The sequence below is a fragment of the Anaerococcus vaginimassiliensis genome, assembly GCF_900626155.1.
In the GTDB taxonomy this organism is placed as follows: domain Bacteria; phylum Bacillota; class Clostridia; order Tissierellales; family Peptoniphilaceae; genus Anaerococcus; species Anaerococcus vaginimassiliensis.
Genome location: NZ_LR130844.1, coordinates 1,148,830 through 1,169,292, shown reverse-complemented (window position 1 = coordinate 1,169,292; position 20,463 = coordinate 1,148,830). Strand labels below are relative to the sequence as shown.

Genomic DNA, 20,463 nt, shown 5'->3' with positions numbered 1-20,463 from the left:
TTACACTTTATATTATATCTAATCTTAGAAAAAATACAATTAATTAACCTTCAAATAATCCTCTAATGTTAAATCATTTTCATAGATTTCTTTGGCATTTTCCACACCAACAAATCTAAAGTGCCATGGCATAGCTTTGTGGTTTGTGGAATCTTCCTTCCCCTTTGGATATCTTTCTATAAATCCATACTTGTAAGCATTTTCACTAAGCCACTTGTACTCTTTTGTTGTAGCAAATTTCTCTGAATATTTGTCAGCTTCAGTAAAAAAGTCAAATGCTTGTCCTAGTTGGTGTTCACTTAAACCTGCTAGTTCGCTATCTATATCGCCTGCTTTATTCATCTTCTCTTCCAAAGAGTAGTCTCTAAAGTCAGAGGCAATTTTGATATCTAGCCCTTGTCTTTGCATATCTTGTCTCATAGTTTCATAGGCTCTCTTGGCGGTCTTATCTACTCCTGGGCTAAAGTCACTTGGAAGCGGATAAGACTCACTAACATAAGCTATACCGCTTATAACCTTTACTTGTTTGTCAGAGTCAAGCTCTTCTAGTCCATATTTATTGACATAGTAAAAGGAGTCATCTAATTTAATTTTAGAAAAACCATTTTCAGTGCCATAATAAGCTAAATAATCACCTTCTTCAATAAACTTCTCAGTCTTAGAGTAATCATTTGGATATTGGTAGGCATATTGAGTTTTTGCACATCTAACGTATCTTTGCAAACTTTTTTGATACTTGTCATCTTCTATTTTCTTATCTTCGTTTATATTAAGATTTTCAAAGCCCGCCTCTGTAGCAACATGAACAATGTCTCTATATGGACTTTCTTCAATCTCTTCTTCTTTTTCTTCTATTGCTTGGGCTTGCCTATATTCATAGGGCCTTTGAATCTCAAAATCATCCTGATTATTAGAAATAAACTTTGCACCTAAAAACAAAGTTAGGGCAAGTCCTGATGATAACAAGATTTTCTTTCTTCTTCTAGCTTTCTGTCTTCTCTTTTTTCTCTTTAGTTCTCTGATACCTCTGTTAGACATAACCTTCCTCTATTTATTTCAATATTTTAGTCAAATCTTTTGGGATAAGCAACCCTTTTCAAATTAGGATAATATATTTCAATTTCCTTTGTCTGCTTTAGATTGCTAAATTCTTACTTTAATTATAACATGAATCATGAAAAAAACATAGGGTAAATTTGTCTAAATTCAAAGAATTTGAGGTATTTTTATCATATTTTTATAAAAATATATAGATTTTTAAACTTTTTTATTTTCTGTAAGTTTTTAATAGAAAAATAATGATTAGAAAAGTTTTAATAAAAAAAAGCAGCCAATCTATTGACTGCCTTCTATACTTCTTCAGTATAGGTTAATTTATATGGACTATCGAGAATTTTTCCTAATAGATTTTCTGTTGCTACTGTCTTTTTAGACATAAAAATATTGATATCCAAATTTTCATCGTCACTTTTTAGAAATTTGCTGGCATAACTTGCGGGATCTATAATATTTGCCTTGTAGGTCAACCTTTTTTCTATGCTATCTCTTATGATTGGATAATGAGTACAAGCCAAAATTATATTTGGTATCTTTTTCTCATTTGCGATTTTTAAGTATTCATCTAAGTAAAACTTCAATTTTTCTTCGTCTAAAGTTCCAGATTCTATCAAATCGACTAGCTTAGTTGCTGCAACTTCATACACCTTTGCATCTTTGAGTTTTTCTATCTTGTTTTTATAGAAATGACTATTGACAGTTGTTTTTGTCCCAAGGACTAAAAAATCACCTTCACAAGAAAGACTCGCCCTAAGACCCATATCTGTTATTGGAATAAAATCTTTATTATATTTTTCCTTTAATATATCTGTCGCAAGAACCGAAATTGTGTTGCAGGCAATGATGTAATAATCAATGTTATAATTTTCTAGGTAGTCTACTATATCTTCTGCAAATGATATTATTTCTTCCTTTTCTCTACCACCATAAGGAACTCTAAGTGTATCACCAAAGTAAAAATATGATGCTTTATTAGTTTTTATAAGTTTACTTAATACAGTTAGGCCCCCAAGTCCTGAGTCGAAAATTCCTATCCTAGTCATCGACAAGTCCTACCTTTAATACTCTTTGGTAGTCATATTTTAATGTGTGATAGGCCTTTTCTAAGGCTTTATCTTCTAAAAATACTGCAAAAATACTCGCACCTGACCCACTTACCAAAGCATTTTCAGCTCCTAAGTCTAATAGTCTATTTCTTATGTCCAATAAATGTGGGAAGTTATCATAAATTACATCTTCCATTACATTTCTAAAGTCTTTGATAACTTCAGTCTTACCTTCTTCTAGGTCTTTTATTATTCTTTCAGTATCAATAGTTCCATAATCTTTTAATCTTTTATAAACAAAGGCAGAAGAAATGGCTGTACCGTCATTTATAAGGAGGATTTTCATCTTTAGTTTGTTTGAAAAACTGGTTAATTTCTCACCTATGCCTCTTGCTCTAGCATTTGATTCTAGGAAGAAAAATGGAATATCAGCGCCTAGCTGTTTGCCTATATCCATCATTTCTTCTCTAGTCATTTTCAAATCCCAAAGTTCGTTTAAGGCTTTGATCATCTCAGCGGCATCTGTTGATCCACCCGCAAGACCTGCCGCAACTGGGATATTTTTGATAAGTTTTACGTCAACTCCACACTTATCTACTCTATCTTTTAGGATGTCCCACACCTTGTATATTAAATTATCTTTTATATCACAAATATCGTCTTTTGATGCTATATAGTTAAATCTATTCTCGTCGTTTCTTTTTATAATCAATTCATCAAAAAGATTAATTCTGGTCATAATCGAATCAATCTCATGATAACCGTCTTCTCTTTTTTTTAGAGAATCTAGGGTTAAATTAATCTTCGCATAACATTTTCTTTCCATATGTATACCTCATAAGATATTATAACATAAATGTTTAATTATTTTTATTTTAAATCAAAGCTTTATTTTCAAGTGATTCTATAAACAAAATATATTTTAAAAAATATATAATTCCCACATTTTTCCCACAAACAAAAAAAGAAACGCTGATTTCTCAACGCTTCTAATAAATTATTGGTGCGGGATAGAAGACTTGAACTTCCACGACCTTAAAACCGGTCACAAGATCCTTAGTCTTGCGCGTCTGCCAATTCCGCCAATCCCGCTCGTGTATTACCTTTATATAATACACTTAAGATTTACCTTTGTCAAATTTTTATAAGACCATTGATAAGAACTGCTTACTTCTTTCTTCTTTAGGATTTTTGAAGAATTCTTCTGGATTGTGAGATTTCTCTACTATTTCGCCCTTATCCATAAGGATTACTTTATTTGAAACTTCTCTTGCAAATCCCATTTCATGAGTTACAACTACCATGGTCATTCCATCGTGGGCAAGCTCTTTCATTAACTCCAAAACTTCTCCTACCATTTCTGGATCAAGAGCACTTGTTGGTTCGTCAAAAAGCATTAGCTTTGGTTTCATCATCAAAGCTCTAGCTATGGCTACTCTTTGCTTTTGTCCGCCAGATAGGCTTACTGGATAAACGTCTTTTTTACTCGCTAGGCCAATTCTTTCTAGAAGTTTCATAGCTTCACTATAAGCCTCGCTTTTATCCATTTTGCCTCTCATTACTGGAGCAAGAGTTAGATTATCTATAATAGACATATTTGAAAATAGGTTAAAGTTTTGAAATACCATCCCTATTTCTTCTCTTAAGCTATCAATATCTATATTTTTGTCGTTTATTTTTTTATCTTCAAAATATATTTCACCTGAATCTGGTTTTTCTAGTAGATTTAGACAACGTAAGAATGTTGACTTACCTGAACCTGATGGACCAATTATAGTGATTACATCTGTTTTTTCTACATCTAAATCTATTCCGTTTAGTACCTTTAGGTCTTCGAATGACTTTTCTACATTTCTTACTCTAAGCATATAGGTATCCTTTCTCTAGTTTTTTGAATAGTTTTTCCATAATCATTACTATCACTAAATAGATTATGGCTGCTGAAAAATAAGCTGTTGCTGCATCAAAAGTTTGACTGATTACTATAGATGCTCCCCTTGTTAAATCAGCAAGCCCTATAAATCCAGCTATGGAAGTTTCTTTAAATAATGTTATAATCTCATTTCCCAAGGCAGGTAGAGAATTTTTGATAGCTTGTGGCATAACAACTTTTCTCATTGTTTGAAGATTAGATAGACCTAGACTACGTGCAGCTTCTTTTTCACCCTTACTTACAGAATTAATTCCACCTCTAAATAACTCTGCCATATAAGCTGAAGAGTTTAGAGCAAATGAAATTATCGCAACGAGCATTATATTATCTAAATTTACCAAAATTACGTTAAACATAATCAAAAGTTGGATCGTAGAAGGTGTTCCACGTATTATTGTTACAAAAATTCCGAATATTTTATCTAAAACTTTGATTAATACACCAGAAAATCCACTTACATCATTTCCCATATCTAGGGCAGCCGATCTTACTAAAGCTATAATAAGTCCTAAAGTAAAGGAGATAACAAGTGCTGCTAGAGTTACTATTACTGTCTTTTTTAGACCATCCAATAGATATTTGTAAGCTCCATTATCTAAAATATTAGCCTTAAATCTCCCTAACAAGCCAAGGTCAGAATTATCATTATCACTTGCCTCATACTTTGCCATTATCTTGTCTATTTCACCAGATTCCTTGAGAGCTGCTATTGCCTCGTTCATTTTTTCTAGTAGTTCTGGATTATCCTTTGATATAGCAATGGCGTACTCTTCCTCAAGATATGGTGTGTCAACTATTTCTAAATCTTTATTTGAAGAGGTAAAATTTTTGGCAGATTGTTCATCAAGGATTACTGCGTCGATCTTTTTACTTTGAAGGGATAATATTGCATCAGGTACTTTATTAAAAGAAGTTACATTTTCCTCACCAAAATCGTCTTTAGCTATTGTATCTCCTATTGTCCCAAGCTGAGTTCCTATTTTTTTCTTATCCTTCAAATCTTCTACATCATTGATATCTGAATCTTTTCTTTTAATGATTATTTGAGATGTTTTTGTAAAAGAATCGGTAAAGTTAACAGATTTTTTTCTCTCTTCTGTTACAGTAAAACCAGCAGCTCCACCGTCGATTTTTCCTGATTGAATACTTGCTATGATATTGTTAAAGTCCATATCATGAAGTTTTATCTCAACACCTAAATAATCTCCTATAGCTTTTATTATATCTGGATCGATTCCTACGATTTCGTCTCCTTCATAATATTCATATGGTGGAAAGTCTGCACTTGTTCCAAGGTCTATTACTCCATCATCTACTATATCTTCGCTGGCAAATGCTCTTACAGGTAAAAACATCGTCAATATAAATATAATAGATAAAATTCTATAAAATTTCTTTCTCATATCTCCTCCTTCATTTTTCTAACTTATCTTTTACTAAAGAAATTTGTCTCATAACTTCTATTTTACTTGGTCCGCCTTTTGATGTCCTCTTATTTACACAATTATTTAAGTCAATTTCTTCAAATACATCTTCATCAAATAAGTCTGATTCTTTTTTGTAAGTATCCAAATCTATATCGTCAAGACTTATATTATTAGCTATGGCATATTTTACAAGTCTTGCAGATGTATGATGGGCATCTCTAAAGGCCATTCCTTTTTTCACAAGATAATCTGCTAGGTCTGTCGCATTTAGATAACCTTTTTTAGATGCTTCATACATTTGTTCTTTATTTACACTTAAACTTTCTATTTGACCCGCCATTATCTTTAGGCAAATTTTTATTGTATCAATACTTTCAAAGAGCCCTTCTTTATCCTCTTGCATATCCTTACTATAGGCAAGCGGTAAGCCTTTCATCATTATCATTGTTTGGTTACAATTAGCAATAAGCCTTGCAGTTTTTGCTCTTATTAGTTCTGCCATATCTGGATTTTTCTTTTGAGGCATAATAGATGAACCCGTTGAATAATCATCAGATATCTTCACAAAAGAATAAGGCTGAGATGACCATATTATAAGTTCTTCAGCTAGTCTTGAAAGGTGAATAGCTATGATAGATATTATTGATGCAAGTTCTATCACATAGTCTCTATCGCTTACAGCATCCAAAGAATTTTCCATAATTGAATCAAATCTTAGCTCATTTGCAACCATTTCTCTATCTATATCGTAAGTTGTTCCTGCCAGAGCACAAGCTCCTAAGGGAAGTTCATTTATGGATTCTTTATAAGAGTCTAATCTTCTAATATCTCTTAGGCCCATCATGGCATAAGCCATTAAATGATGGGCAAAAGTAATAGGCTGAGCTGCCTGCAGATGAGTATATCCTGGCATTATTGTGTCTGTATTAGATTCTGATTTATTTACCAAACTTTCAATATAGCCTTTTAGATCTTTTTTTATATTGTCTACTTCGTTTCTTATATAAAGTTTCAAATCTGTAGTAACTTGGTCGTTTCTAGATCTTGCTGTGTGCATTTTCTTAGCCACTGGCCCAATCTCTTCTATGAGTCTTGCTTCTATAAAGGTGTGAATATCCTCGTAAGATTGGTCTACTTCTTCTTTTTCTTCTTTTAAGTTAGATTGAATTTGCTTTAGTCCATTTATTATCTGGTTTTTTTCCTCTTTTGATATGATCTTTTTAGCTCCAAGCATATTCACATGGGCAATTGATCCTTCTATATCACAAAACACCAGCCTCTTGTCAACAGATATAGAATCGTTAAACTCTTCTGCTAATTTATTTAAATCTCCTGTAAGCATTCCGCTCCACAATTTCATTTATAACTCCTAATCTTTTTTGATAGCTTTTGCATAAGTTTTTGTACTTAGGCCAAATAAATTTATAAATCCAGTAGCATCTGCTTGAGTGTAAACAGAATCTTCTTCAAAAGTTGCAAGTTCTTCATCAAATAAAGGTTTGTCAGCAAAAATACCAGCTGGGTACATATTTCCTTTGTACATTTTAACCTTTACTATGCCATTTGTGTTCTCATTTATTTTTTCCATAAATAAATCCATGGCTTCCTTTAGAGGTGTCATCCATTTTCCCTGATAAACAAGATTTGCATAATCTAGGCTCATTTTTTGTTTGTAGGCTAGAGCGTTTGGGTGAATAGTTACAGATTGTAGTTTTTCTAGGGCAAAGTATAAAATACTTGCAGCTGGATTTTCATAAACACCCCTAGATTTCATGCCGACAACCCTAGATTCTACAATATCGTCTATACCTATACCGTGTTTGCCACCGATTTCGTTTAATTTTTTAACTAAGCTACTTCCCTTTAGATTTTCTCCGTTTAAAGAAACAGGCTTTCCATTTTTAAAGCCAAGTTCTATGATTTCTGCTTTATCTATTGCTTTTTCAGGTGGAGTTACCCATTTTAAAACTTTATCAAGGTTAGCTTCATTTTCTGGATTTTCTAGATCAAGTCCCTCGTGAGATAAATGCCAGATATTTTCATCCATTGAGTAATCATCATCTTTGGTAAAATCAAGCTTGATGTCATGCTCTTTTGCATAAGCTTCTTCTTCGCTTCGACCCTTTATATCCCAGAACCTCCATGGAGCGAGAACTTTTATTTCTGGATCTAGGGCAGCTATAGATAGCTCAAACCTAATTTGATCATTTCCCTTTCCAGTGCAGCCATGAACTATGAGATCTGCTCCTTCTTTCTTGTAAATATCTACCAAGACCTTGGCTATAAGTGGCCTTGCAATAGCTGTTCCTAAAAGATAGGTATTCTCGTACTTGGCACCTGCAAGTAGAGATTTGTAAGCGAAATTATCTATGAATTCATCTTCTACATTTACATTGTAAAATTTGCTTGCTCCAGCTGCTAGAGCCTTTTCTTTAAGTTTGTCAGGATTTTCTACTTGTCCTAAATCAACTGATACGCAAATAACCTCGCTTGCCCCATTTTCCTTTAGCCAATAGCTTAACACTGATGTATCTAGCCCACCAGAATAGGCAAGTATAACTTTGTTCGCTTCTTTTAACATTTGATATTCATTCTTTAACATAATATTCTCCTTGTTATAATATTTAATCAATTAATGTTATACGTGCCTTAAGAACTTTGATAATAAAAAAGAGCTCTCATCCCTAAAGGGACGAAAGCTCGTGATACCACCCATATTCATCTATCTCTCACAAGATAAACCTCTTCAAGTACAACCATACTCTAACTCTATAACGGGAGTTCCCGTATAGGTCTCCTTGTATCGACCTATATGCTCTGAGGTTCTTTTCACTAACTATCCGCTTATCCTCTCACACCATCTAGGATTCGCTTGAAGCTTTTAGTTAACTACTCTTCTCTTCAACACATTTACTAACTGAATTAATTGATTGGTTATATTGTACAGGCTAGAATATGTTTGTCAAATATTTTTATAAATTATTACATAAATAGGCTTGCACATACAACTGATACAACAGTCATAAGTTTGATTAGAATGTTTAGAGATGGACCTGAAGTATCCTTGAATGGATCTCCTACTGTATCTCCAACAACTGAAGCCTTGTGAGCGTCAGATCCTTTTCCATCTTCTCCTGGAAGTGTTTCGATATATTTTTTAGCATTATCCCAAGCTCCACCTGAGTTTGACATAAAGATAGCCATTAGTACACCTGTAACTAGAGCACCTGCAAGTAGACCTCCTAGTGAGTAAGGTCCAAATACTTTACCAACTATAATTGGAACAATAATTGCAAGTACACCTGGAAGAACCATTTCTTTTAGTGATGCAGTTGTAGAAATATCAATACATCTTGCGTAATCTGGTTCCTTTTCTCCCTTTAGGATTCTTTCATCTGACTTAAATTGTCTTCTAACTTCTTCAATCATTTCTGTTGCTGCTTTTCCTACAGAATTCATTGTAAGAGCAGTAAATAGGAATGGAAGCATAGCTCCAATAAACATACCAGCTACAACCTTAGCATCAAGAATTGAGATTGCTCCTAGGTTTAGTGTTTCTGAATAAGTTACAAATAGTGAAAGTGCAGTAAGTGCTGCAGATCCAATAGCAAAACCCTTACCAATAGCTGCTGTAGTATTACCTATTGAGTCTAGCTCATCTGTGATATCTCTAACGTTGCTTGGTAGATAACTCATTTCTGCGATACCACCAGCATTATCTGTAATTGGACCATAAGCGTCAACTGTAACTGTTGTTGCTGTTGTAGAAAGCATACCTACAGCAGAAAGAGCAATACCGAATACTCCATTAGCCCAGTAAGCTACCATAATACCAAGAGCAATCAAGATAATAGGGAAAACTGTTGAAAGCATTCCTGTTGATAGTCCTGCGATAATATTTGTAGCAACTCCAGTTTTAGATTCATCTGCAATTGCCTTAACGTGTTTATACTTATCTGATGTGTAATATTCTGTCAAAAGTCCTATCAAAATACCAACTACGATACCAACAATAATAGCAAGAGCTGCATTGAAGTTACCAAAGTAAGTAAATGAAAGGATTAGGGCTGCTACAAGTACAATTCCACCTGAAATATAAATTGTATTCATTAGTGATTTTTGTGGATTATTGTGTTTTCCTGTTAGGAATAATATACTTGAGAAGATACTAGCAAGAATACCGATAGCTACTAAGAAGAATGTAAATTTCATTCCTGCTTCACCACTTGCAATAATTCCAAGTGTAATAGCTGAGATAATAGCACCTGAGTATGACTCAAATAAGTCAGCACCCATACCTGCAACGTCACCTACGTTATCACCAACGTTATCAGCGATTACTGCTGGGTTTCTAGGATCGTCTTCTGGAATACCTGCTTCTACCTTACCAACAAGGTCAGCTCCAAGGTCAGCAGCTTTTGTATAGATACCACCACCAACTCTAGCAAATAGAGCTACAGAAGAAGCACCTAGAGAATATCCCATTAGGATTGCTGGATCTTTGAATATAAAGTAAGTTATCATAATTCCTAAGAATCCAAGACCTGTTACAGCAAATCCCATTACTGATCCACCAGAAAATGCTACATTTAATGCACCATCACTACCCTTTTCTAGGGCCATGTTAGCACATCTTGCGTTAGCTGCAGTTGAAACTCTCATTCCAATGTAACCTGCTAGCATTGAAAATACTGATCCTAATATATAGCAAATCATAACCTTAACATTTAAAAAAATTGCTATTAGGATTGATACAACAACGACAAATATTGCAATGTACTTATATTCACGGCTGATAAATGTCATAGCGCCGTCTTTAATATGTCCAGCAATTTCTGTCATTCTTTTATTACCAGATGACACTGGCATAATTTTTGATTTGATTGTAAAACCCATAAAAAGTAATGCTAGGATTGCTACAATCAAAGCTAAAATTTCTACGAACATAAATTTCCTCCTTATTTATTCACCTATTTATCTTATTATAAAAAAGTGTTTTTGACAACTTTTTAGATCAAAATTTGTAAACTGGCACAAAATTCAAATTTTATAATAAAAAAGGATACTTAAGTGAGTATCCCTTAATATTGCTTATTGAAAATTATTTATATTTAATCTATTATTATCTTAGTTTTCTTCATATGGTAATAATGCAACTTGACGAGCACGTTTGATAGCACGTGTTACTTCTCTTTGGTGTTTTGCATTAAGACCAGTTACTCTTCTAGGTAAGATCTTACCTCTATCTGTAACGAATCTTTTTAAAGTTTCAATATCTTTATAATCGATAACTTTTGATGGATCTTTTACAAATGGATCTACCTTTTTTCTTGGTCTGAATCTTCTTCCTGCCATTGTAATTCCTTTCTCAATTTTTAGAATGGAATTCTTCCATCGTCTTCTATTTCAGTAAAGTCATCATCAAAGAAATCATCATCCCCAACGAAACCATCTTGGTTTTGATTGTTTTGTGGGTAATTGTTAACTTGTGAATAGTCGTTTTTATAGATGTCTTGATTGTCGTAAGGATTAGAATTGTTGTAAGATGATCCGCCCATATTGTCGGATTTTCCACCTAAAAATTCTACACTATCACCTACAACATCAGTTGTATAGATTGTTTTACCTGTTTCTTTATCAACGTAGCTTCCTGATTGGAGTCTACCATCTATAGCACATTGACTTCCTTTTCTTAAATATCTACTAGCATTTTCTCCTTGTCTACCCCAAACGGTAATTCTGAAGAAATCTGCTGTTGGACGATTTTGAGATTCCATTTCTTGTCTTTTATCTCTGCTAAGTCTCTTATCTACTGCCAATGTAAATGTACACACTGGTTGTTGGGATTGAGTGTATCTTAACTCTGGATCCCTAGTCAATCTTCCGATAAGGGTAACTTTGTTCATTAATTAGTCCTCTTTTCTTATAACCATGTATCTGATTATAGAATCTGAAAGTCTAAGTCTTCTTTCAAATTCTTTGATATGGTCTGGGTTAGAATCGAAGTCTACGATGTAGTAATAACCATCTTTTAGGTCATTAATTTCGTAAGCTAGTTTTCTTTTACCCCAATCATCAACGTTAGTTACTTCACCATCTTGACCGATGATTTCTTTAAATCTATCAAGAAGATTTTCTCTGTCACTATCGTTCATATCAGCTTTGAAAATCAATACTGCTTCGTACTTATTCATTTTTTCACCTCCCTATGGTCTTTGACCCCGTTAAATCCTCACGGAGTAGAGATTATTTACCTATGTATAATACTATATGACATATTCAATGTCAAGGATTTTGTTTGACTTTTATAATATTTTACTTTTCTTTTGAAGTGTAAATAGCATTTGCTATGGCTCTTGACATAACCATACTTGCTAACGCCCCAACTATTGTAACATCAGCCTTGACCTTGTTTGTTGCTAGGGCAAATATAGTATCCCCATCAAACATAGTATGGACTGGATTAATTGATCTTGCATATCCGTCATGAGTCATCTGACAAATTTTAGTAAGCTCAGTCTTATTAAAACTTGCATTGGTTGCAACAAGACCTATAGTTGTATTTTTGCCTTCAACTTCAGAAAAACTTTTGGCAATATTTTCTATATTATCCATAGTAGAAAGCATCTTGCCATTTACCATGGGTCCTGCAATCTGTTTACCTTTTTCATAATCGAAGATATCTCCAAAGGCATTTACAGCAACTATAGCTGAAACTGTTAGGTCTCCAAGGGTCATTGAAGCCTGACCAAGACCAGATTTAAAGGCATTATCCATGCCCATTGCTTTTCCAACTGTAGCTCCAGTTCCAGCTCCTATTATTCCACATTCCTTGTTATCATAGCTTGCATTTTTATAGGCTAGTTTCGCCATTTTTGCATTTGGTCTTGCCTTGGGATTTTTGTAGGCAAGGTCAAATAAAACAGCCTGACTTACTATCGGAACTATGCCGCAGCCAACATCAAAACCTCTCCCATCTTTTTCAAGCTCTTCCATAAGGCCAGTTGCTGCATCTAGTCCGTAGGCAGACCCACCAGATAGAATAATTCCATTTACCTCACTTACTTGATTGATTGGATTTAGTAGGTCAGTTTCCCTAGTTCCTGGGGCAGATCCTCTAACTTCAACTGCTGCTGTGTTGTTTGGATCAGGAATGATTACACTTAGTCCAGTTCCTCCTTCAAAATCAGAGGCATGACCTAGCTTTATTCCACACACATCTGTTAAATATCCCGGATAAATCAATGTATATCCTCATTTCTATAAGTATCCATCATAGATCCAAAAACTTCTGCACTTGATGGTGGTGTATATGAAATTGCATTGGCGCCAGCATTTATAGTATCAAGTATTTGCTCACCAGTTTTTCCACCAGTTGCAATTATTGGGAATTCATCTCCTATGTTTTTCCTAATTTCCCTAACCAAATCAGCTGTGTATTTTCCACCTGAGACATTTAAGATCTGAGCTCCAGCTTCGATTTTTCCTTTATAGTCATTTTCAAAGCTTACAACTGATGCAATTACAGGAATATCAACAAAATCAGCTATTGCCTTTATATCTTCGTTAGGCATAGGGGAGTTTACTACAACTCCATAGGCACCAGATAGCTCTGCTTCTATGGCTATGTATTTTGATCTTATTCCTTGGGTTGTTCCACCGCCAACACCTATAAAACAAGGAACATTAGATACATCCATGATTGACCTAGCTATGGTGTTTTGTGGGGTGTATGGGTAGACTGCCATTATAGAATCTGCATTAGAATTTCTTATAATTGCAAGATCTGTAGTAAAGAGCAAGGATTTGATTCTTTTTTCAAAAATCATTATCCCGCTTGCCTTGTATATTTCTTCTGGAACTTTTATAAAAGATTTTCTAAGTTTGGAGTAAACTTGGGGAATATACTTTTTCTCTGTCATTTTATCCTCCGACTATGTATTTTAATAATTTTAAGTAGGTAACATACTGCTAGCATATATTTTACAGGCTGTAAATTTTTTTACAATAAAAAACCCGTCAATTCAAAAGATGAATATCAGGGTTTTAGTTTTCTTTATTCTTAACTGTTGAATACTTCTCTATTTAATTTTCCTTCACTTGCTGCTACAATTACAGCTGAAGAGTTTGCTGCAACTACGTTTGTAGATGTACGTCCCATATCAGCAAGAGATGAGATTGGTGCAAGTAGTACAACCATCTCAAGTGGTAGACCCATAGCTGCAAATACAGCAGTTGTAGCTATTGTAGCTGTACCAGGCACTCCAACTGTTCCTAGAGAAACGAGTAAAGCTATTAGAACTAGTTTTACATAATCAAAACCTGCAAAATCTAGTCCCATAATATTTATTGTAAGAACAGCATTCATAACTGGCCAGAATCCCGCACAACCAGGCATACCCATAGTAGCACCTGCTGGAGCTACGAATGAAGAAATTTCTTCTGAAACACCTTGGGTATTTTCAAGATTGTCAATATTTACTGGAAGTGAACCCATAGATGATTGAGTAGTAAATCCAACTACTTGGACAGGCCAAGCATTTTTGAAGTATTTTACAGGATTTACCTTGGCAAATATTGAAACTAAAGCTCCTGTTGTTATAAATGAGTGGAAAGCACTTGCTACATAATTTAATACAAGAATTAGTAATAATGGCTTAACAGCTTCTACATCAATCTCTGAAACAGCATTAGCCATTAACGATAAAACTGCAAATGGAGTAAAGCTTGTAATCATGCTTGTAAGTTTATAGATAATTTCTGCAAAAGAATCTATAAAATCTTTAAAGGCAACAACTTTACCTTCTTCTCCATTATCAATCAATTTTAAAGCTGCAACACCAACAAATATTGAAAATATAATCACTGGAACTACCATGCCATCAGCTGCGTTAGCAACTATGTTTGATGGGAAGAAGTTAGTTATAGTTTCAGCAACAGTTGGCACTTCCTTTACATCGCTTGCCTTTGGTAGAGGAATATTTGCACCTTTACCTATTCCAAAACTAACCGCAAGGATAAGACCGATGGTAGATCCCAATACATTGTGTAAACTTAAAATACCAACAGTCTTTAGACCGATTGATTTTAATTTACCCAGAGATCCTGTATTTAGCATAGTTCTAATGATTGTAGCAAATAACAATGGGATTACCATAGTTTGAAGAAGTCTGATATAGATACTTCCAAATACCGCTACATATTCAGTAGATCCAGCGAAGAAATAACCTAAAACTAGACCTATAATAGCCGCAAAAATAACCCTCCTACCAAATGAAACTTTTTTATCAGCCATTTTCTTGAGGACATAATATAGGGCTATTGTTATTAATAACGAAACAAATTTCATATTCCCTCCTATATTTTATTAGCTATATCATACTATTCTTATAGGAATAGAAAAGGCGATTTTTGCTTTTTATTATAATTACCCAATATTTCTAATTATTTTCTGACAAAAATTAATCCTTCAAATGATCTTAATAATAAATTTTTAACCATAGATCTCTTTCCATAATTTCCTAGGAGAAGTTTGTACTCACTATAATTTGAAACATACATAGAGATATTTACTAAAATTTCTTTTTGAGTTAAGTTTCCAATAAATAAAAACTTATTATCTCCTATTTTTAGGCTATAGGCAAAGATGTCCTTATCTTTTTTTATTATCTCAAAAAACTCTTTTCTAGGTAAATCAGAAAAATTTTCTTTTATAGTATAAATTTCTTCCAAATAATCTTCGATGGACTTAATTGGTCCAACTACATCAAAATACGATTCCGAACCCTTCATATATAAAGGCGAATCTAAAAGGGTAAGACTTGTTAAAATTAGACTTTCTTTTACAAAGGAGAGATTCTTTGACCTACTTTTAGTAAAACCTATCTTATAAGAAATTCTCCCACCATTTTGGTAAGTTTCTTTTAGCAATTTCCTCGATTGTTCATCAAATATATTTATTGGTCTACAAATATATGAAAAATCAAAACCACTATCACCAGTTAAGATATCATAAAAGTCAATGTACTTATAAGATAAATCGCAAAGACTTATTACATCATTACTAAGACTTCTTAAATTTTTATTTATAAGTCTACTTGTCTCAATTATTTTCTTATCGCTAGGATTATTTTTCACCAAATATTCGACATCCCCAAAATCAAAGGCTCGTATTCCTCTTTTTACTAAAAAGTTTAGAAAAGAAAAAGATGCTTTTTGTATTTTGGGATTGTCAAAACTTTCATTTTTATAACTTACTCCTAAGAGATTTGAAGATATTTCTAAAAGATTAATTTTAATCATTAATAGTAGATTTTCACAAGATAATTTTTTATTTAAATACAATAAATCTTCTAGATATTTCTCATTTATGTCATTTGATAAGCATATTTTTACAGTATCAATAGGTATCTTCTTGTAGAAATCTATCTTCTCGCAAATTTTATTTAATTGTTTTGTATCTTCCTCATAAATAAGTAAAGACTCTATTTTCTTCATAAATCTAATGTACATTTTATGGAAAGTCTTGGCAAATAGGGTATAAATTATTTATTGTAGAAAAGAGGTTTTATGTTAACTTTAAAAGATATTACTAAAATTTATAAAACTGGAGATTTTGAACAAAAAGCTTTAGATAAGGTGAATATTTCCTTTAGGGAAAATGAATTTGTTTCAATCCTTGGTAGATCTGGCGGTGGCAAGACAACCCTACTTAATATAATAGGTGGTCTTGATAAATACACATCAGGAGACCTACTTATAGATGGAAAGTCTACTAAAAACTTTAGGGATTCTGATTGGGATTATTATAGAAATGTTTCTGTTGGATTTATCTTCCAATCTTACAACCTAATCAGCCACCAAACTATCCTATCTAATGTCGAACTTGCCCTAACTCTTTCAGGTGTTAAGAAAGAAGATAGAAAAAAAAGAGCAATAGATGCTTTGGATAAGGTTGGACTTAAAGATCACATTTATAAAAAGCCAGCCGAACTATCAGGTGGACAAATGCAAAGGGTCGCTATAGCTCGTGCCCTCGTCAACAATCCAGAAATAGTTCTTGCAGATGAGCCGACAGGTGCCCTTGATACGAATACTTCCAAGCAAATCATGGAGCTTTTAAAAGAAATCGCCAAAGACAGACTTGTAATAATGGTAACTCACAATCCAGAACTTGCAGAAAAATATTCAACTAGGATTGTAAAGATTAGAGATGGACAGATTCTAGATGATTCTGATCCCTATGATGCCAATGAAAATGTAGAAAATTTCAAAACCAAGAAACTTTCATTAGGGCTTAGTCAAGCTTTGAACCTTTCCTTTAATAATCTCTTAACCAAAAAGGCAAGGACTATTCTTACTGCTTTTGCAGGCTCTATAGGAATTATAGGTATTGCCTTAGTTATTTCAATATCAAACGGTGCTAATGATTTCATAGAAGAATCGCAAAAAAACGCCCTAAAATCATATCCTATCCAAATACAGAAGGAATCACTAAACCTTGAAAATCTAATGACTCCACCAAATAAGGATGATAAAACAAACAATACTAACAAGGTTATGACAAACAATATGATTCTTGAAAGAAGAAGTGAACTACAAACTTCCTATAGTGAAAATAACCTTACACCTTTTAAGAAATATATAGAAGATAATAAAGATAAGCTAGAAAACGAAATCGGAGGAAACTTCATAACTTATTCCTACGATACTAACTTTGACATTTTCACTAAAGATCCTAATGGACAGCTAATAAATACAGATGGGTCAGATTTTGAAGAGCAACAAGATAACTTCATGCAAAATCTCCTAAAACCTCAAGGATCTAATAAAAACTTCTCTGAAATAATATCAGATGAAAATGGCAATGTATCTAAAATGATTACTGATGATTATGAACTAATAGAAGGAACATGGCCAAAAGAAGCCACTGACCTAGTATTATTTACCGATTACAATAATGAGGTTATAACATCAAAATTATATGAAATAGGTTTGCTTCCAAGTAAAGACTATAAAGAAATCTTAAATAAATTAGATAACAACGAAAAAATTGACTTAAAAGATTTGGATATCGAACCTAAAGATATAATCGGTCATGAATATAAAATTCTTACTCCTTCAGATTATTATCAAAAAGACGGAGACAACTTCATAGATATTTCAAATGATGAAGCTAAGAAAAACGACCTAATTAAAAATGCTATAACTGGAAAGATTGTTGGTATTGCAAGGCAAAAGACAAACGATGAAAATCAAATCGTAGATTCTCCTCTAGGATATTCAAAATCTCTGACAGATCTTCTTATAAAACATGTAGGAGATTCAGATATTGCCCAAGCTCAAATACAAAACAAGGATAAAAATATCCTCAATAACCTTCCCTTTAAAGCAAATAATGATGATGAAAAGATTAACTTGGCTAAATCATACCTAGAAAATATTCCAGAAAACGAAAAGCTAAAAGTAAATACCTATCTTATGAGAAATAAGCCAGAGCTAATGGAAGAACTCCAAGAAGAAAGTAGAAAAATCCAAGCTCAAAATCCTATGGCACTTGCAAATAAGGATACAAGCTCAAATCAAGCATCTGACAATGCTCTTATAGATTACGCCATAAAGAAAAATGATAAGACCTTGTTTTTAGATATCTATGGAGAGTTTCTAAGCGATTTATCCTATAAGAAAAATTTAGAGAAATTTGGTCTAGTATCTAAAGATGCACCATCAAATATATCTATTTATGTAGAAAATTTTGAAAATAGGGATAAGATAAAAGACTTCATAAATCAATATAACGATGGCAAAGCTGAGAACGAAAAAATCGCCTATACTGACTATATTGGTCTAATCTCATCATCAATCACTCAGATAATATCAGCTATCTCCTATCTATTGATTGCCTTTGTAGGTGTTAGCCTTGTAGTTTCATCTATTATGATTGGGATTATAACATATATTTCTGTTCTAGAAAGAGTAAAAGAAATTGGTATCCTAAGATCAATCGGTGCAAGCAAAAAAGACATAAGAAAAGTTTTCCTATCAGAAACATTTATCATAGGTCTCCTATCAGGCTTAATTGGAATCGGCACAACTGCCCTTGTAAATATTCCAATATCAAAGCTAATCCAAAAGATGAGCGGGATAGATAATATTTACTCATCACTTCCACCAAAGGCAGGATTGATATTAGTATTAATATCAGTAGGTCTAACCCTCATTGCAGGAATAATCCCATCATCAATAGCAGCAAAAAAAGACCCAGTAAAGGCCTTAGCTCAAGAATAAAAAAAAAAGCTGGCAGCAATCTACCAGCTTTTTTATATCCTATATTTTCTTATACTCTCTTTATAAAAGCAAGACTTTCATATGGAGCAAGTTTTATTATTTTTTCTATTTTCTTTTCTCCATAGTTACCTAAAAGATAGGTGAATTTGTCATAATCTTCTAGGATATTTTCTAGATCTACTTCTACATAATCTTTAGAGAAGTTGTTCATATTTATAAGGACTTCTCCTTCATATTCTCTGATATAGGCAAAGATTTTATCATCATCTTTAAGAATTGGGAAATACAAACCATCTGAGATTATATTTTCATCTTTTCTAAGTTCTATCAATTTTCTATAGTAGAAATATATTGAGCTTCTGTCTGCCATAGCCTTTTTGGTGTTGATAGTTTTATAATTATCACTTACAGCAATCCATGGTTTTCCACTTGTAAAACCAGCATTTTCTGTATCATCCCATTGCATAGGGGTTCTGGAGTTATCTCTAGATTTTTTATTTATTATATTAAAGGCTTCAGCTTCGTTTTTACCGCTTTCAAGAAGCTTCTTGTAGGCGTTATGACTTTCTATATCCTTATAATCGTCAATTGATTTAAAATCTGGATCAGTCATTCCTATTTCTTCACCTTGGTAGATGTAAGGCGTTCCCCTCATCATGTGGATAGTTTGAGCAAGCATGGTAGCAGTTTCATAAGGGAAGTTTTCTACATCTCCAAACCTATTATTTGCTCTTGGTTGATCGTGGTTGTTCCAAAATAGAGCATTCCAACCGCCGCCTTCTTGCATTTCTACTTGCCATTTGTTTAAGGTATCTTTTAGCTTAGAAAAATCAAATCTGGCATCTGTCCACTTGTCGCCATTTTCATAGTCTACCTTCAAATGGTGGAAGTTAAAGACCATGGATAGTTCGTTTCCCTCAGCAGATGAATACATTATAGAATTTTCTATATTGGTAGAGCTCATTTCCCCAACTGTTATTATTTCTGGATTTTTGCCAAAGGTATGATTGTTTAACTCTCTAATACATTTGTGAACTATTGGTGTATCTGTGTATAATTTTTTCTCTTCACTCTCTATGCCCGAAGAATCTTCAAGTATTTGATCTTTTCCTATTACATTTAATACGTCAAACCTAAATCCATCTATCCCCTTATCTATCCAGTAGTTTACTATCTTATATAGTTCATCCCTTAAATCAGGATTGTGCCAATTTAGGTCAGCTTGTGTTTTATCAAATAGGCATAGATAATATTTTCCAGTATCTCCAAATTCATTCCAAGCAGGGCCGCCAAACTTTGATTGCCAATTTGTTGGATATCCTCCATCCTTACCTTCTCTTATATAATAATAGTTTTGATATTTTTCATCTCCATCCAAGGCTTTTTTAAACCATTCATGCTCTGTCGATGTATGATTTAGCACCATATCAAACATTAGTTTAATACCTGCCTTGTCCATTTCACTAATCAAATCATCAAGATCTTCGTCTGTACCAAAGGCTGGATCTACATGGTAATAATCAGCTATATCATATCCATTGTCATTTTGTGGCGATATGAAAAATGGATTTAGCCATACCATGTCAATTCCTAATCCTTTAAGATAGGGTATTTTTTCTTTGATTCCTTTTAAATCTCCAATGCCATTTCCACTAGTGTCCTTGAAGGACCTTGGATAAGCTTGGTAGATTACTTGTTTTCCTAAGTTCATATT

Annotated in this window: 17 protein-coding genes, 1 tRNA gene and 1 other annotated feature; of the genes, 1 reads left to right on the top strand and 17 read right to left on the bottom strand. The window is 33.3% G+C overall.

The annotated features are described in order from the left end of the window. Positions 1–39 precede the first annotated feature (39 nt). From E0D87_RS05780 to E0D87_RS05705, 16 genes are all read right to left on the bottom strand, one after another. On the bottom strand, positions 40–1,038 hold the full coding sequence (locus tag E0D87_RS05780) for a M15 family metallopeptidase (protein WP_130819699.1): 999 nt from the start codon (positions 1,036–1,038) through the stop codon (positions 40–42). Between the two features lie 311 nt (positions 1,039–1,349). Beyond that, positions 1,350–2,099: a glutamate racemase gene (murI, locus tag E0D87_RS05775; RefSeq protein ID WP_130819698.1), complete on the bottom strand. Its 750-nt coding sequence runs from the start codon at positions 2,097–2,099 to the stop codon at positions 1,350–1,352. Continuing rightward, positions 2,092–2,928 (bottom strand): 4-(cytidine 5'-diphospho)-2-C-methyl-D-erythritol kinase, encoded by an 837-nt coding sequence (gene ispE / locus E0D87_RS05770; protein ID WP_130819697.1) that lies wholly within the window; start codon positions 2,926–2,928, stop codon positions 2,092–2,094. Before ispE ends, murI begins: the two co-directional genes overlap by 8 nt. Positions 2,929–3,103: 175 nt before the next feature. Continuing rightward, positions 3,104–3,194, bottom strand: a tRNA-Leu gene (locus E0D87_RS05765). Between the two features lie 50 nt (positions 3,195–3,244). Next, positions 3,245–3,970, bottom strand: coding sequence for an amino acid ABC transporter ATP-binding protein (locus tag E0D87_RS05760; protein ID WP_130819696.1), 726 nt, complete (start codon positions 3,968–3,970; stop codon positions 3,245–3,247). Continuing rightward, complete coding sequence (locus tag E0D87_RS05755; protein WP_130819695.1) at positions 3,963–5,438, bottom strand: ABC transporter substrate-binding protein/permease; 1,476 nt, start codon at positions 5,436–5,438, stop codon at positions 3,963–3,965. Before E0D87_RS05755 ends, E0D87_RS05760 begins: the two co-directional genes overlap by 8 nt. 10 nt (positions 5,439–5,448) lie before the next feature. Then, positions 5,449–6,822, bottom strand: a complete 1,374-nt coding sequence (gene argH / locus E0D87_RS05750) for an argininosuccinate lyase (RefSeq protein WP_130819694.1) — start codon at positions 6,820–6,822, stop codon at positions 5,449–5,451. Between the two features lie 9 nt (positions 6,823–6,831). After that, positions 6,832–8,064 (bottom strand): argininosuccinate synthase, encoded by a 1,233-nt coding sequence (locus tag E0D87_RS05745; protein WP_130819693.1) that lies wholly within the window; start codon positions 8,062–8,064, stop codon positions 6,832–6,834. 83 nt (positions 8,065–8,147) lie between these two features. Next, positions 8,148–8,376: a binding site (T-box leader), on the bottom strand. A 68-nt stretch (positions 8,377–8,444) separates the two neighbouring features. Continuing rightward, positions 8,445–10,409, bottom strand: coding sequence for a sodium-translocating pyrophosphatase (locus E0D87_RS05740; protein ID WP_130819692.1), 1,965 nt, complete (start codon positions 10,407–10,409; stop codon positions 8,445–8,447). Positions 10,410–10,589: 180 nt separating this feature from the next. Beyond that, a complete protein-coding gene (gene rpsR, locus E0D87_RS05735) occupies positions 10,590–10,817 on the bottom strand; it encodes a 30S ribosomal protein S18 (RefSeq protein WP_004833791.1) in 228 nt (75 codons plus the stop codon). Between the two features lie 20 nt (positions 10,818–10,837). After that, positions 10,838–11,368: a single-stranded DNA-binding protein gene (locus tag E0D87_RS05730; RefSeq protein WP_130819691.1), complete on the bottom strand. Its 531-nt coding sequence runs from the start codon at positions 11,366–11,368 to the stop codon at positions 10,838–10,840. 3 nt (positions 11,369–11,371) lie between these two features. Next, positions 11,372–11,656: a 30S ribosomal protein S6 gene (rpsF, locus tag E0D87_RS05725; RefSeq protein ID WP_004833804.1), complete on the bottom strand. Its 285-nt coding sequence runs from the start codon at positions 11,654–11,656 to the stop codon at positions 11,372–11,374. Positions 11,657–11,777: 121 nt separating this feature from the next. Beyond that, positions 11,778–12,704: a P1 family peptidase gene (locus E0D87_RS05720; protein WP_130820185.1), complete on the bottom strand. Its 927-nt coding sequence runs from the start codon at positions 12,702–12,704 to the stop codon at positions 11,778–11,780. Continuing rightward, positions 12,704–13,384: a hydrolase gene (locus E0D87_RS05715; RefSeq protein ID WP_130819690.1), complete on the bottom strand. Its 681-nt coding sequence runs from the start codon at positions 13,382–13,384 to the stop codon at positions 12,704–12,706. Before E0D87_RS05715 ends, E0D87_RS05720 begins: the two co-directional genes overlap by 1 nt. 140 nt (positions 13,385–13,524) lie before the next feature. Continuing rightward, entirely contained in the window at positions 13,525–14,811 is a 1,287-nt protein-coding gene (locus E0D87_RS05710; protein ID WP_130819689.1) for a dicarboxylate/amino acid:cation symporter, read from the bottom strand. 95 nt (positions 14,812–14,906) lie between these two features. Then, a complete protein-coding gene (locus tag E0D87_RS05705) occupies positions 14,907–15,959 on the bottom strand; it encodes a hypothetical protein (protein WP_130819688.1) in 1,053 nt (350 codons plus the stop codon). 72 nt (positions 15,960–16,031) lie between these two features. Between E0D87_RS05705 and E0D87_RS05700 the strand changes: the two genes are divergently transcribed. Then, positions 16,032–18,749 carry an ABC transporter ATP-binding protein/permease gene (locus E0D87_RS05700; RefSeq protein WP_130819687.1) on the top strand — a complete coding sequence of 906 codons (2,718 nt, stop codon included), beginning with the start codon at positions 16,032–16,034 and terminating at the stop codon, positions 18,747–18,749. Between the two features lie 49 nt (positions 18,750–18,798). Here E0D87_RS05700 and treC read toward each other — a convergent pair whose 3' ends face one another. Next, positions 18,799–20,460, bottom strand: a complete 1,662-nt coding sequence (gene treC, locus E0D87_RS05695; RefSeq protein ID WP_130819686.1) for an alpha,alpha-phosphotrehalase — start codon at positions 20,458–20,460, stop codon at positions 18,799–18,801. Positions 20,461–20,463: the final 3 nt, after the last annotated feature.